This window comes from Burkholderia sp. MSMB1459WGS (assembly GCF_001534535.1).
GTDB lineage: Bacteria > Pseudomonadota > Gammaproteobacteria > Burkholderiales > Burkholderiaceae > Burkholderia.
In genome coordinates this window covers 94,689-107,796 of record NZ_LPMU01000075.1, presented here as the reverse complement: position 1 = coordinate 107,796, position 13,108 = coordinate 94,689, and the positions used below count along the sequence as shown (strand labels likewise).

The window sequence follows — 13,108 nt, the reverse complement described above, 5'->3', positions numbered from 1 at the left end:
TGACAATGGCAGGAAACAGTTAAAACGAACTGACCGCACCAAGGCATTCCGGGCGCAGTGTTTGAGCAACCATACTAGACAGCCTACTGGTCGGCAGGCGTGCAATCGATATCGCGGCGCACCTCCCTCACCGCGGCGAAACCACAATCGCCGCCCGCCGATTCTGCGCCCGCCCTACCGGCGTCTTGTTGTCTCCTACCGGATCGCGCTTCCCTTTCCCGACGATCGCGATCCGCTTCGCATCGAGTCCGACGTCGACCAGTTCGACAGCAACGACTTCGGCCCGCCGTCTCGACAACTCCAAATCGTAAGCAGCCTCCCCCTCGTCGTCCGAGTACCCATAAACCCGCACCCCGTTGATTCCCGCCGACTGCAACGTCCGCCCGATCCGCTCGACGATCCGCCTGACATCCGGCTTGAGGTTGTACCGATCGAAATCGAACAGAATCGGCCCGGTCGAACCGAACTCGAATCCCTGCCCGGTCTCCTGGAACCCGGCCGACTTCAGCGCCGTGACCTGCGTCTGCGTCAGCCCGCGATGAAGCGGCGGCGTCTTGCAGCCCCCCAGCAGCATGCCCAGCAGCAGCGCACTCCCGACGCACATCCGCCCCATGCTCACAGGAAACGAGTGGTTCATTTCGCATCCCCTTCTATCGCGCCCGCTCTGCAAGCGCTTCTTTTAACCGCCGCTGCGGCCTCGCCCGCAGCGCGAGTCGATCAACGTCACACCGGCCCTGCAACGCTCTCCGCCAACCGCCACGATCCCGGCCGCGCGCGCTTGGCGCGGTACATCGCGATATCCGCCGCGCGCAGCAAGCCGCTCGCGTCCGACGCGTGATCGGGATACAGCGCAATGCCGGCACTCATCATGGTGGCCACCACGCGGCCGTCGGACAGCTCGATCGACAGCGCCATGCCGGACAAAATCTCGTCGGCGATCCGGCACACGCTGCCCGCTTCGGGCACCGTCGCCAGCATCACCGCAAACTCGTCGCCGCCCAGGCGCGCGACGAGATCGGCCTCGCGCACCCGCGTGCGCAGCCGCGACGCGATGCCGATCAGCACCGCGTCCCCGGCGTCGTGGCCGAGACAATCGTTGATCTCCTTGAAGCGGTCGCAGTCGAGATAAAGAACGGCGACGCGCTGCCCCGTCAACGTCGCATCGCAAAGCGCAAGCGCGAGGCGCGACTCGAACTGCACGCGGTTGGGCAACCCGGTGAGCGCATCGTGCGTCGCCTTGTGTTCGAGCGACGCGTTCTCGTCGCGCAGCGTGTTCTGCCAGTCTTCGAATTCGTCGAGCAGCGCGTTGAAGTCGTCGCCGAGCTGGTTCAGTTCGTCGATCGCCGCGGGCTCGACGCGGCGCCCGAACGCACGCTCGCGCCGCACCGCGTGCGCGACGCCCGCCAGCGCGCGCAGCGGCGAAACGATGTCGTGCAGCAGACGCTTGGAGCTGACATACGCACCGAACACGCTGAAGGCGAGACAGCCGAGAATGCCGCCGACGCCCCCGAGCAGGAAGCCGAAGAACTGATGCCCTCGGCCGCGTACGACGACGTGGCCGACGATGATGCCGTCATGCATCACCGGGGCGGTAACCGGCCCGGGTAGCGCCACGGCGGCGACGGCGCGCTCGAGCCGCGCGATCCCGTTTCCGGCCGGCAACTGCCACGTCGCGAAGAGTTGTCCCTTGCTGTCGGTGACGACTACCTGCGTGACGTCCTCGTCGCCGGCGATCATCCCGATCGCCTCGTTCGCCGCGATGCGATCGCCGAACACGAGCGCCGCCTCGACGGTATAACCGAGCGAGCGCGCCAGCAGGTTCAGGTTGTTGCCGGCATACGCTCGCAACGCGATCACGGCGACGACGATCAACGACACGGCGGCCATCGCGACGGCGACGAACGCGAGGCGCAGGTGCGCACGACGCAACACGCTTTGCAGCGTCGGGCGCGGCAGGCGCGAAGCGGAAACGGGGGGCGCGGACCGTGTCATGGCGTCACCGGCCGTCGTGCGAGATTGAGGACGTTCGGGTGCACGCGCACGCCGCTGCGCGCCACGGCGTCGAGATTGATGTCGAACGACACGCGTTCGCCGTCGACGTTGAGACAGAACATGCCGCCTGCGGTGCAGGACGGATCGTGCTCCGAGATCGTCAGGACCGGATGGCCCGCCACTGCCGACCTCACCCGCGTTCTCTCGCCTTCGCTCAGGGTGCCGAGATAGACGACGTCGCAGACCATGCCGAGCGCGGGATCGTCGAAGCGCACGCGCTGCACGTCGAGCAGCGTCGAGCCTGCCTGCAGCGTGTCGGTCAGGCCGCGTGCATAGTCGGGCCGGCCCGTCACGCACAGATGCAGGCGAACCGGCGTCGTCGGCCAGCGCGTGAAGCTGATGATGCCGAGCACGACCTGACGCACGGCCGTGTCGTGTGAAGAAATGGCGAGATCGCGGGAATCGGCGGGGCTCGTGGCGGCGGCGATGCGTACGGTGTCGGGCGTATCGTCGGCATCGGCGGGAACCCCGGCGAGCACGGCGGGTGCCGCACTCAAAACGCAAACGATTGCGAGAAACGCGTGGCGCAGCGAAGCGGTTCGGCCAAGGCGGCCGGACGCCGTCCGCGCGGCCATTGCCGCCGCGCCCGTTGGCGCCGCTGCAGTCGCAAAACTGGCAGCGGACGCGCTCACTTTCGCATCCATGACGGGAACATCCGCTGGCGTCGGTCCCGACGCTGCCTACTGCCTCCCTCCATGCGCGTGCAGGTACCGAATTAACGCGCATGATTCCTTCATCTTAGGTAGAAAGTCGCGTGGACAACCAGTGGGATACACCCGGGAGAAATCGTGGGAAGTATGGGGAATTGGGGCTATTTCGATGATTTGGGCGAGTGCGGCATCCATCGTTGGTTCAGTGCCAACGCCTGCGAATTGATCGCCGGATTGGATGCGCGGCCGTCTCAAACTTCATATGGTCTTACGTGGGGATATCAACCACAACGATCCTCGGCTCGGTGTGGGCTATCGACTACCTCGATTGATCTTGCTCGTCGTCCGCTCGACCGCCGATAACCGTTGTCACAGGACCAGCGTATGCACCGGACGCGAATGCTTGCCCATGCCCTGTCGGACGGGCGAACGCGATATCACCGCGCCACCCCACCGCCGACAAATCAAACGGCGTTCCTCAACCGCTTTCCCGTCTACCTGAACACCTCATGCGCGATCGTCGGCGTCACGGCCGGGCCCGCCCTCCGATTTCGACGACAATGGCCGCTTGATCGCGGCGCGTCGTTCCGTGCCGCTGGATCGGACACGGAGCGCCCAGCGTCATGAAAGTCGAAAACTCGGAACTCGAAGCATTCGTCGCCGTCGCAGAGCTCGGCACGTTCCATCGCGCGGCGGAAAAGCTGAACCTGACCCAGCCCGGGCTGTCGCGCCGCATCCAGAAGCTCGAACAAACGCTCGGCGTCGAGTTGTTTCAGCGCACCACGCGCAGCGTGACGTTGACGGGCGTCGGCCGCCAGTTCCTGCCGATGGCGCGCGAGCAGATCGCGCAGCTCGGGATGATGCTGTCGTCGATCCAGGACATTGCGCAAAAGCGTTACGGCAAGGTGCGGCTTGCGTCGATCCCGACCGTCGTCGCGCAGGCGCTGCCCGACGTGCTGCGTCGCTACGCCGCGAAGTATCCGCACGTCGCCGTGCAGATTCTCGACGGCAATCATGACTTCGTGCTGTCGCAGGTGCGCGCGGGCATCGCCGAATTCGGCGTGAGCCTGCATCCCGGCGACGACGCCGATCTCCTGTTCGAACCGCTCTTCACCGACCGTTACGTGCTCGCAGCCCACGACGACGATCCGCTGGCGCGTGCGGACGCCGTCACGCTCGGGGAGTTGCGCCATGCGAAGCTGATCATCGGCGGTCGGGACAGCGGTAATCGCCTGCTGCTCGAAATGCTGATGGGTCAGGAAGCGGTACGGACACGCTGGTTCTACGAGGTCGAGCACATCTCGTGCGTTGCCGCATTGGTAGCGGCCGGGGTCGGTTGCGCGATCCTGCCCGAGAGCGCGCTGCAGGCGTACGGCTCGCCAGCGGTGCGCGCGGTACCGATCGCGAGCCCGACCATCGAGCGCACGGTCGGCATCGTGCGGCACCGCGCCATCTCGATGTCCAGCTTCGCGAGCGACCTCCATGCGCTGGTGAAGGCGTCGTTCGCGTAACGCCGCGCGGCGGCGCAGCGGCACAGCAACGCGCATTGATGCCGGTTTCGCATGAATCGCGAGCCGATCGGCATTGGACACCCGAAAAATGGCTGGGGACGATGGCGGCGAACATGAACGACGGAAACGGCTAGCGCGCCGGCTCCGGACGACTTCTGGAGGAGCCACCATGCATTTCGACGTGATCCTGCGTCGCGGCGAATTGATCGACGGCACCGGAGCCGCACGCTTCGAGGCCGATCTCGGCGTGACCGGCGAGCGCATCGCCGCCATCGGCGATCTGGGCGAGGCGACGGCCACGCACACGCTCGATGCGAGCGGCCTCGTCGTCGCGCCGGGCTTCATCGACAGCCACACGCACGACGACGCATTCGTGCTGACCGACCCCGACGTCGAGCCGAAGGTCGCCCAGGGCGTCACGACGGTGATCGCCGGCAATTGCGGCATCAGTCTCGCGCCGTTGCTCGCCGAACGCGACGTGCCGCAACCGCTCGACCTGCTGGGCGCCTGGCAATCGTTCCGCTTCCCGTCCTTTCGCGCGTATCTCGACGCGCTCGACGCAACGCCCGCCGCCGTCAATACCGCGGCGCTGATCGGCCACTCGACGCTGCGCGTGCGGCACGTGGCCGATCTCGACCGCGCCGCCCATGCGGCCGAAATCGCGGCGATGGCGGCCGACGTGCGCGAAGCGATGGCGGCCGGTGCGTTCGGCGTCTCGTCGGGCACCTTCTATCCACCCGCCGCCGCCGCGACGACGGACGAACTGATCGACGTGTGCGCGCCGCTGCGCGAGACGGGCGGCGTGTTCGCGACGCACCTGCGCGACGAAACCGACGCGATCATCGCGTCACTCGACGAAGCGTTCTCGATCGGGCGCGCGCTCGACGTGCGCGTCGTGCTCTCGCATCACAAGGTGGCCGGCAAGGCCAATCATGGCCGCTCGGTCGAAACGCTCGCGCATGTCGACGCGCAGCGCACGCGACAACCGCTGTGTCTGGACTGTCATCCGTATCCGGCCACGTCGACGATGCTGCGCGCGGATCGCATTCGCCAGTCGTCGCGCGTGATCCTCGCGTGGTCGAAGCCGCATCCCGAACTCGCGGGCCGCGACTTCCATGAACTGCTGCCGCTGTTCGGCGATTCCGTCGACGCCGCGATCGATGCGCTGCGCCCCGCCGGCGCGATCTACTTCGTGATGGACGAGGCGGATGTCGAGCGCATCATCCGTCACGAACTGACGATGGTCGGCTCCGATGGCCTGCCCAACGACATGCGCCCGCACCCGCGCTTGTGGGGCACGTTCCCGCGCGTGCTCGGCGAATTCTCCCGCGAGCGCGGCCTGTTCCCGCTCGAAACCGCCGTGCGCAAGATGACGGGCCTCACCGCCGAGCAGTTCGGCATCGCGGGGCGCGGACGGCTCGCGGTCGGCCATTACGCCGATCTCGTCGTGTTCGACCCCGCCCGCGTGATCGATCGCGCGACGTTCGCGAGCCCGAAACTACGCCCCGAAGGCATCGAGCACGTGTTCGTCAACGGGCGGCCCGTGCTCGAACATGGCCGGCACACCGGCACGCGTCCCGGCCGGGCGCTGCGCCGCGGCATCTAGAACCGGCCGATCGACGGCGCGCGGTCGCGGTGTCGCGGCAGCCGCCGCGGAGTTCAACTGCACGGAGTCACCATGACGAATCCCAACGGTGCCGCCACGCCGCGCGGCATGCAAGCCGGCCCGCCCGCGCTCGCGGAAGCCGCCGCTCCCAGCCTCGACGCGCTGTATGCGCGCTTGAGCCGACGCATCATTCCGCTGATCCTGGTCTGCTATTTCTTCGGCTATCTCGACCGCGTCAACGTCGGCTTCGCGAAGCTGCAGATGGTGACGGACCTGCACCTCACGGACGCGGCCTACGGCGTCGGCGCGGGCCTGTTCTTCGTCGGCTATCTGCTGCTGCAGGTGCCGGCCGGCTGGCTCGTGCGGCGGATCGGCGTGAAGCGCTGTCTCGCCGGCTCGATGCTGACGTGGGGCGCCGTGTCGGTCGCCACGCTCGCGACCCGCGACACCGCGAGCTTCTACGCGCTGCGCTTCCTGCTCGGCGTGACCGAAGCGAGCTTCTTTCCGGCCGTGATCGCATACTTCAGCGTGTGGTTTCCGTCGCACCGGCTCGCGAAGGTCATGGCCTTCCTGTTTCTCGCGATGCCGCTCGGCGTGATCGTCGGCGGGCCGCTGTCGGGCTGGATCATGGACGCCACGCACGGCGGCTTCGGGCTGCGCGGCTGGCAATGGATGTTCGTGATCGAAGGCCTGCCGGCCATCGTGCTCGGCCTGTACCTGCTCGTGCGTGTGACGGACCGGATCGACGATGCAACCTGGCTGACCGATACGGAAAAGCGGATGATTCACGCGGAGATGGCGCGGGAAGCAGCCGGCAAGCGCACCCACCTCCGCGCCGCGCTGCGCGAGCCGACCCTGTGGCTGCTGTTCGCGACGTCGTTCCTCTACAACGTCGGCAACTATGGGCTCGTGTTCTGGATGCCGACGATGATCAAGGCGCTCGGGTCGTCGAGCAACCTCGAAACCGGCTTGATCGGCGCCATCCCCTACCTGGTCGCGTCGGTCGCGATGGTCGCGAACGCGCAGCATTCGGTGCGGACCGGCGAGCGACGCTGGCATACGGCGCTGCCGGTCGCGATCGGCGGCGTCGCGCTGCTCGCGAGCCTCGGCATGCGCGCGCATCCCGTGCTCGCGGTCGCGTGCCTGACCGTCGGCGTGGCCGGCATCATGAGCACGCTCGCGATGTTCTGGAGCCTGCCGTCGCGAATTCTCGCGGGAGAAGCGGCTGCGGGCGGCGCCGGGCTCGTCAACATCGGCGCGGCCGTCGCCGGGTTCGTCGGCCCGACGCTGATGGGCTATGCCACCGGATTGACGGGCAGCACCGAGCCAGGCGTCGCGCTGCTCGCCTTCACGCTGTTCGCCGCGGCCGCGCTGATCCTGTCGATTCCGCGCCGGCTCATGGTGCGCACGTGAGCGCGGCGCCGTCGATGCGCAGCGCGCTGGCGTTGGCGGCCGGGGTGCGCACCGGGCGGGTGAGTGCGGAGTCGCTCGTACAGCGCGTGCTCGCCGACATCGCCGCGAGTGACAGCGCGATCAACGCGTGCGCACTCACCTTCGACGCGCGGGCACGGCGCGATGCGCGGCGCATCGACCGCCTCGTGCGGGACGGGCGCGACCCGGGCCCGCTGGCAGGCGTGCCGTTCCTCGTGAAGTGGAATATCGACGTGGCGGGTCATACGACGGTTGCCGGATCGCCGGCGCGCGCCGCGTTGCCGGCCGCCGTCGCCGATGCGCCGATCGTTGCGCGACTGTGCGCGGCCGGCGCGGTTCCCATCGGCGCGACGCAGATGGACGAACTCGCGTGCGGCGCTACCGGCGTGAATCCGCACTATGGCGCGGTGCATCTGCCGGCCGACCCGACGCGCATGACGGGCGGCTCGTCGAGCGGCTCGGCCGCCTCGGTCGCCGCCGGATACGTGCCGCTTGCGCTCGGCAGCGACACCAACGGCTCGATCCGCGCGCCGGCGGCGCTGTGCGGCGTGTGGGGGTTTCGCCCCGGCGACGGACGGCTGTCGCGGGCCGGCTGCCTGCCGTATGCCGACTCGCTCGATACCGTCGGCTGGTTCGCGAACGACATCGACGATCTTGCGGTGCCGTATGACACGCTGTGCGAAGCACATGTACCGTGCGCACAACCGGCTCGCGATCCGGCCGCCGCGCTTCGCGTCGCCGTGCTGACCGGCGATTTCGAAACGCATGCCGATGCGAATGCGCGCCGCGCGGTCCGGCGCGCAGCGGCGTGCCTGCGGGCGAGCGATGCCGTGCCCGTCGCCAGCGACGAAGTCGCGCTCGTGCGCGAAGCGGCGCTCGTGATCTCGAACGTGGAGCTCGCGCGCGCCCATCGCGGGTTGCTCGACGCCTCGACGGCGCTCGTCTCCGAACGCCTGCGCGCGCGCCTCGCGGCCGGCCTCGCGACGTCCGACGCCACGTATCGTCACGCGCTCGCCCGCCGTGCCGCCTGGCGCGCGCGCATCGAAGCACTGTTCGCGCACTACGACGTGCTGCTCGCGGCCGCGACGCCCTGTGCGGCACCGCGCTTCACCGACGCGACCGTCGACGTCAACGGCGTCGCGCTCGAACCCGCGAAGATGCTCGGCCTGCTGACCCAGCCGATCTCATTCGCGGGGCTGCCGGTCGTCAGCGCGCCGTGCTTCGCATCGGGCGAACTGCCGGTCGGCGTGCAGTTGATCGGTGCGCCCGGCGGCGACGCGGTGTGCTTCGACGCCGCGCGTCAGCTTTCTGCCGCGTGGCGCGACCTGCTCCGCTAGCGACGCGCCCCTTGGTGCCGCGCGCCGCCGCGAGTATGCTTGCAGCTCGAACACTGTCCAACCCGGGCGCGCGCACCGTACCGCGGGCAGGCGCCCCGCCAACCGTCACTCACCATCGATGGATTTCGACGTCATCGTTCTCGGCGCCGGCATCGTCGGCGTCTCCGCCGCGCTGCACCTGCAGGATCGCGGCCGCAAGGTTGCCCTCGTCGATCGCGGCGCGCCCGGCGAAGGCACGAGCTTCGGCAATGCGGGGCTGATCGAGCGCTCGTCGGTCGAACCGTATCCGTTCCCGCGCAGCCCGTTCACGCTGATGCGCTATGCGCTGAACCGCTCGACCGATCTCTACTGGCACAGTGCGTCGCTGCCCGCGTTCGCGCCGTGGCTCGCACGGTTCTGGTGGGAATCGGCGCCGCTGCGCCACGCGGCGGCTTCGCGCGACATGCTGCCGCTGATCGAACGCTGCATCGTCGAACACGACGCACTGATCGCGCGGGCCGGCGCCGGCGAACTGATCCGCGCGAGCGGCTGGCTGGAGGCGTTCCGCACGCCGGCTGCGTTCGAACGCGGCGTGGCCGAGGCCGGCCTCACCGCGCGCCGCCACGGGCTCGGCATCACGCCGCTCGACGCGGCCGCGCTGCTCGCGCACGAACCGAGCCTCGCGCCGGGCTTTTGCGGCGCGCTGCACTGGCTCGACCCGAAAAGCGTCATCGATCCGGCCGCGCTCGTCAAAGCGTATGCGCAACTGTTCGTGCAAGGCGGCGGCACGCTGCTGACGGGCGACGCCGCGAGCCTCGACGCGTTGTCGCCCGGCTGGCAGGTCCGGACCGACGACGGCCCGGCGGCCGCGCCGGCCGTCGTCGTCGCGCTCGGCCCGTGGTCCGATACCGTGTTCGGCAAGTTCGGCTACAAGATCCCGCTGCGCGAGAAGCGCGGCTATCACATGCACTACGCGCCGTCCGCGCGCGGCGTGCCGTCGGCGCCGATCGTCGATCGCGAATACGGTTACGTGATCGCGCCGATGCGGCGCGGGCTGCGGCTGACGACGGGCGTCGAGATCGCGCGGCGCGGGCTTCCGCCGACGGGCGTGCAGCTCGAGCGCGCGGAACGCGTCGCGCGGCCGGTGTTCGGGTTCGGCGAGCGGCTCGACCCGCAGCCGTGGCTCGGCTTCCGGCCGTGCACGCCAGACATGCGCCCGGTGATCGGCCCCGCGCCCGCGCATCGCGGGCTGTGGTTCGCGTTCGGGCACAACCATCACGGGTTGACGCTCGGCCCCGTCACCGGCCGGCTGCTGGCCGAGATGATGACCGGCGAGGCGCCGTTCACCGATCCGGCGCCGTATCGCGCGGATCGCTTCTGAGCGCGATACCGGCCGGCGCGCGCGCCCGAACGGCGTCGCACCCGCCGTCAGCGAAAGCGAAGCTGATCCCGCCCGAGTTGCGAAACGGCGGCGCAGCCCATCAGCCGCATATCCCGTTCGATCTCCGCCCGCATCAGCTGCAACGCGCGCTCGACGCCGGGCTGCCCTGCGGCGGCGAGCGGGAACAGGTAGTACCGCCCCAGGCCGACCGCCTTCGCACCCAGCGCCAGCGCTTTCAGTACGTGCGAACCCCGCTGCACGCCGCCGTCCATCATCACGTCGATCCGGTCGCCCACCGCGTCGACGATCTCGGCAAGCTGATCGAACGCGGCGCGCGAACCGTCCAGTTGCCGCCCGCCGTGGTTCGACAACACGATGCCAGTGCAGCCGATGTCCACCGCCCTGCGGGCGTCGTCGACCGACATCACGCCTTTCAGGCAAAACTGCCCGTTCCACTCCCGCACCATCGCGGCGACGTCGTCCCATGACATCGACGGATCGAGCATGTCCGTGAAGTAGCGGCTGATCGACATCGCGCCGCCGCCCATGTCGACGTGCCGGTCGAGTTGCGGCAAACGGAACCGCTCGTGGGTCAGATAGTTGAACGCCCAGGCCGGCTTCAACGCGAACTCGGTCAGCCCCGCGAGCGTCAGCCGGAACGGAATCGAGAAGCCGGTGCGCTTGTCGCGCTCGCGATTGCCGCCGGTGATGCTGTCCACCGTCAGCATCATCACGTTCACGCCGGCCTGCCTCGAGCGGTTCATCATCTCGCGGTTGAGGCCGCGATCCTTGTGAAAGTAGAACTGGTACACCTGCGGGCCCTGGCTGATCGCACGGGCTTCCTCCAGGCTCACGGTGCCGAGCGACGACACTCCGAACATCGTGTCGAACTTCGCGGCCGCGGCGGCGACCGCGCGCTCGCCGTCATGATGAAACAGGCGTTGCAGCGCCGTCGGCGAACAATAAACCGGCATGCCGAGCTTCTGCCCCATGACCGTCACCGACAGGTCGACATCGCGCACGCCGCGCAATACGTTCGGCACCAGATCGCAGTGCTCGAACGCGCTCGTGTTGCGTCGATACGTGGCTTCATCGTCGGCCGCGCCGTCGATGTAATTGAAGATCGGTCCCGGCAACCGCCGTCTGGCCAGTTCACGGAAGTCGTGGAAATTGTGGCAATCGTTCACGCGCATTCGTCACACTCCATTCGGCGCGCGAGCGGCGTGCCGGTGGGCCGGCGCGCGGCGCTCGCATCGCAGCGTTCGTTCGGTCCGGGCGGCCGGCGTCCTCGTGCGGGACGGAGGCCGCGTCGCCAGCCGGAAGGGGACGCATCGCGCCCGCCGCTTCCGAATCTGCAGGGAATCGACGCGCGCGCTCAGTCGAGCGCGCGGCCGAAGATGCGGATCACTTCGTCGAGATGCTCGGCCATCGCGCGGCGCGCGGCGTCGGGGTCGCGCGCGCGGATCGCGTCGAGGATCGCGCGATGCTCGCGCTCCGACCGGTGCGGCATGTCGTTCGGCATGTACAGCGACTGCAGCCGCTGGAACATCGGGTCGTACTTGTGCGCGAGCAACTGCTTGATCATCAGCGCATACGCCGGATTGTCGCTCGCTTCCGCGATGCGGATATGGAAGAGCCGGTCGCCCGGGTGCGTGAGCGAGCCGCTGCGGTTGTCGTCCTGATTGCGCAGGAACGCTTCGTGAATGCCTTCGATCTGCGCGTCCGAGCCGTGCTGCGCGGCCAGCGACGCGGCTTCCGGCTCGATCAGCCGGCGTGCCTGCAGCAGCGCGAACGGCGGGATTTCCGTGTCGAGATCGAGCGCGATGCCGAGCTCCGGATCGATCTCGACGATCGAGAACGGCGCAACCGTTACCGTCGCATCGGGCGCCGGCGCGGGTTCGGGCGCGGCGGCCGTTTCGGGATGGCGCACCTTCACGCCGTCGCCGACGCGCACGCTGACGAGCCCGTTCACTTCGAGCGCGATCAGCGCCTCGCGCACCGACGTGCGCGACACGCCGAACCGTTCGGCGAGTTCGCGCTCGGGCGGCAGATAGCTGCCCGGCGGGAAATCGCCGGACTCGATCATCGCACTGAGCTTGTCGGCGATCTGCTGGTAGAGGCGGCGGTTCTGAATCGGCTGGATGGACATACGTTGACGCTGGTAATCGGTTTCGTTCCGGACGGCCCGACGAATCGGCAGACCGTTCGCGCCTATTTTATATGCCGCGCTTCACGTCGCCCGGCACCGCGTAGCAACGCGCGGCCGTGCCACCCCACAGCGCGCCGCGTTCGGCCGCCGACAGCCGCGATTCGGCCCAGCGCTCGACCAGCGACGCCACTTCGTCGTACGACGCCGCGAGCAGGCACACGGGCCAGTCCGATCCGAACATCAGCCGCTGCGGGCCGAACGCGTCGAGCGCCGCGTCGAGGCACTGCTCGATGTGCCGGATGTCCTGCGCGCGCAGGCCGCGCCGCCAGTCGGCTTCGGTCACGAGCCCCGACAGCTTGCACGCGACGTGCGGCAGCGCGCCGAGTTCGCGCAGCGACGCGCGCCAGCGTGCGAGCGCCGTGTCGTCGCGTTCGAACTCGGCAAGCGCCGGCTTGCCGACGTGGTCGAGCACGAGCCAGTGCGCGTCGTGCCGCGCGCAAAACGCACGCACGTCAGGCAACTGGCGCTCGAATACGAGCACGTCGTACACGTAGCCGTTCGCCTGCAGCCACGCGACGCCGCGATTGAAGCCGGGATCGGCGACGAACGTGCCGACGTCGGCTTCGTCCTGCACTTGATGACGAAAACCGCGCAGCTTCGGGCTGCGCCACTCGGCGACACGGTCGGCCAGCGCCGGCGCATCGAGATCCTCCCAGCCGACCACCGCCGCGATGCGCGCGTCGTCGCGCGCCAGATCGAGCAGGAACGCCGTCTCGTCGCGGCCGGCGCGCGCCTGCACCGCGATCGATGCGCCGAGCGCCTGCGCATGCATCTGCGGCCACAGCGCGTCGGGCAGGTAGTCGCGTGCGAGCACGCCCATGTCCGGTCCGATCCATGGATAGTCGGCCGCGCGATAACGCCAGAAGTGCTGATGCGAATCGATGCGCACTGCGCCCATGATGCCCTCGTGTTCGATCGTCGCGGCGACGGCCCGCATCGCCGCCCCGCCATT

11 protein-coding genes are annotated in these 13,108 nt (G+C 68.8%); 5 read left to right on the top strand and 6 right to left on the bottom strand.

What is annotated here, in order from left to right; genetic code table 11:
* Nucleotides 1-127: 127 nt before the first annotated feature.
* From WT97_RS29175 to WT97_RS29165, 3 genes are all read right to left on the bottom strand, one after another.
* Nucleotides 128-637 (bottom strand): OmpA family protein, encoded by a 510-nt coding sequence (locus tag WT97_RS29175; RefSeq protein ID WP_060354899.1) that lies wholly within the window; start codon nt 635-637, stop codon nt 128-130.
* Nucleotides 638-723: 86 nt separating this feature from the next.
* Complete coding sequence (locus tag WT97_RS29170; protein ID WP_059502386.1) at nt 724-1,992, bottom strand: diguanylate cyclase domain-containing protein; 1,269 nt, start codon at nt 1,990-1,992, stop codon at nt 724-726.
* The gene (locus WT97_RS29165) at nt 1,989-2,696 is read right to left on the bottom strand and encodes a YfiR family protein (protein ID WP_060354898.1); all 708 of its coding nucleotides are present in this window, start codon (nt 2,694-2,696) and stop codon (nt 1,989-1,991) included. The genes WT97_RS29170 and WT97_RS29165 overlap by 4 nt, the downstream gene beginning before the upstream one ends.
* 629 nt (nt 2,697-3,325) lie before the next feature.
* Here WT97_RS29165 and WT97_RS29160 point away from each other — a divergent pair.
* The 5 genes from WT97_RS29160 to WT97_RS29140 all read left to right on the top strand — a co-directional run bounded on the left by WT97_RS29160 (nt 3,326) and on the right by WT97_RS29140 (nt 9,947).
* Entirely contained in the window at nt 3,326-4,213 is an 888-nt protein-coding gene (locus tag WT97_RS29160; protein WP_059502382.1) for a LysR family transcriptional regulator, read from the top strand.
* Nucleotides 4,214-4,382: 169 nt separating this feature from the next.
* Nucleotides 4,383-5,819: an amidohydrolase family protein gene (locus WT97_RS29155; RefSeq protein WP_059502379.1), complete on the top strand. Its 1,437-nt coding sequence runs from the start codon at nt 4,383-4,385 to the stop codon at nt 5,817-5,819.
* 72 nt (nt 5,820-5,891) lie between these two features.
* The gene (locus WT97_RS29150; protein WP_082751505.1) at nt 5,892-7,232 is read left to right on the top strand and encodes an MFS transporter; all 1,341 of its coding nucleotides are present in this window, start codon (nt 5,892-5,894) and stop codon (nt 7,230-7,232) included.
* A gap of 14 nt (nt 7,233-7,246) precedes the next feature.
* Nucleotides 7,247-8,587: an amidase family protein gene (locus WT97_RS29145; RefSeq protein ID WP_059502761.1), complete on the top strand. Its 1,341-nt coding sequence runs from the start codon at nt 7,247-7,249 to the stop codon at nt 8,585-8,587.
* Between the two features lie 118 nt (nt 8,588-8,705).
* Nucleotides 8,706-9,947, top strand: a complete 1,242-nt coding sequence (locus WT97_RS29140; RefSeq protein WP_060031089.1) for an FAD-binding oxidoreductase — start codon at nt 8,706-8,708, stop codon at nt 9,945-9,947.
* Between the two features lie 47 nt (nt 9,948-9,994).
* On the opposite strand, the gene WT97_RS29135 is transcribed toward WT97_RS29140, so the two are convergent.
* From WT97_RS29135 to WT97_RS29125, 3 genes are all read right to left on the bottom strand, one after another.
* Nucleotides 9,995-11,140: an alpha-hydroxy acid oxidase gene (locus tag WT97_RS29135; RefSeq protein WP_059502375.1), complete on the bottom strand. Its 1,146-nt coding sequence runs from the start codon at nt 11,138-11,140 to the stop codon at nt 9,995-9,997.
* 182 nt (nt 11,141-11,322) lie between these two features.
* A complete protein-coding gene (locus tag WT97_RS29130) occupies nt 11,323-12,096 on the bottom strand; it encodes a FadR/GntR family transcriptional regulator (RefSeq protein WP_059502374.1) in 774 nt (257 codons plus the stop codon).
* A gap of 67 nt (nt 12,097-12,163) precedes the next feature.
* Nucleotides 12,164-13,054 carry an amidohydrolase gene (locus WT97_RS29125; protein ID WP_060354916.1) on the bottom strand — a complete coding sequence of 297 codons (891 nt, stop codon included), beginning with the start codon at nt 13,052-13,054 and terminating at the stop codon, nt 12,164-12,166.
* Between the last annotated feature and the right edge of the window lie 54 nt (nt 13,055-13,108).

Bases quoted from the DNA above. Each gene is read 5' to 3' on its own strand.
- WT97_RS29165 (WP_060354898.1), bottom strand. From the start codon at position 2,696: ATGGATGCGAAAGTGAGCGCGTCCGCTGCCAGTTTTGCGACTGCAGCG.
- WT97_RS29140 (WP_060031089.1), top strand. From the start codon at position 8,706: ATGGATTTCGACGTCATCGTTCTCGGCGCCGGCATCGTCGGCGTCTCC.
- WT97_RS29170 (WP_059502386.1), bottom strand. From the start codon at position 1,992: ATGACACGGTCCGCGCCCCCCGTTTCCGCTTCGCGCCTGCCGCGCCCG.
- WT97_RS29145 (WP_059502761.1), top strand. From the start codon at position 7,247: ATGCGCAGCGCGCTGGCGTTGGCGGCCGGGGTGCGCACCGGGCGGGTG.
- WT97_RS29150 (WP_082751505.1), top strand. From the start codon at position 5,892: ATGACGAATCCCAACGGTGCCGCCACGCCGCGCGGCATGCAAGCCGGC.
- WT97_RS29135 (WP_059502375.1), bottom strand. From the start codon at position 11,140: ATGCGCGTGAACGATTGCCACAATTTCCACGACTTCCGTGAACTGGCC.
- WT97_RS29160 (WP_059502382.1), top strand. From the start codon at position 3,326: ATGAAAGTCGAAAACTCGGAACTCGAAGCATTCGTCGCCGTCGCAGAG.
- WT97_RS29175 (WP_060354899.1), bottom strand. From the start codon at position 637: ATGAACCACTCGTTTCCTGTGAGCATGGGGCGGATGTGCGTCGGGAGT.
- WT97_RS29155 (WP_059502379.1), top strand. From the start codon at position 4,383: ATGCATTTCGACGTGATCCTGCGTCGCGGCGAATTGATCGACGGCACC.
- WT97_RS29130 (WP_059502374.1), bottom strand. From the start codon at position 12,096: ATGTCCATCCAGCCGATTCAGAACCGCCGCCTCTACCAGCAGATCGCC.
- WT97_RS29125 (WP_060354916.1), bottom strand. From the start codon at position 13,054: ATGGGCGCAGTGCGCATCGATTCGCATCAGCACTTCTGGCGTTATCGC.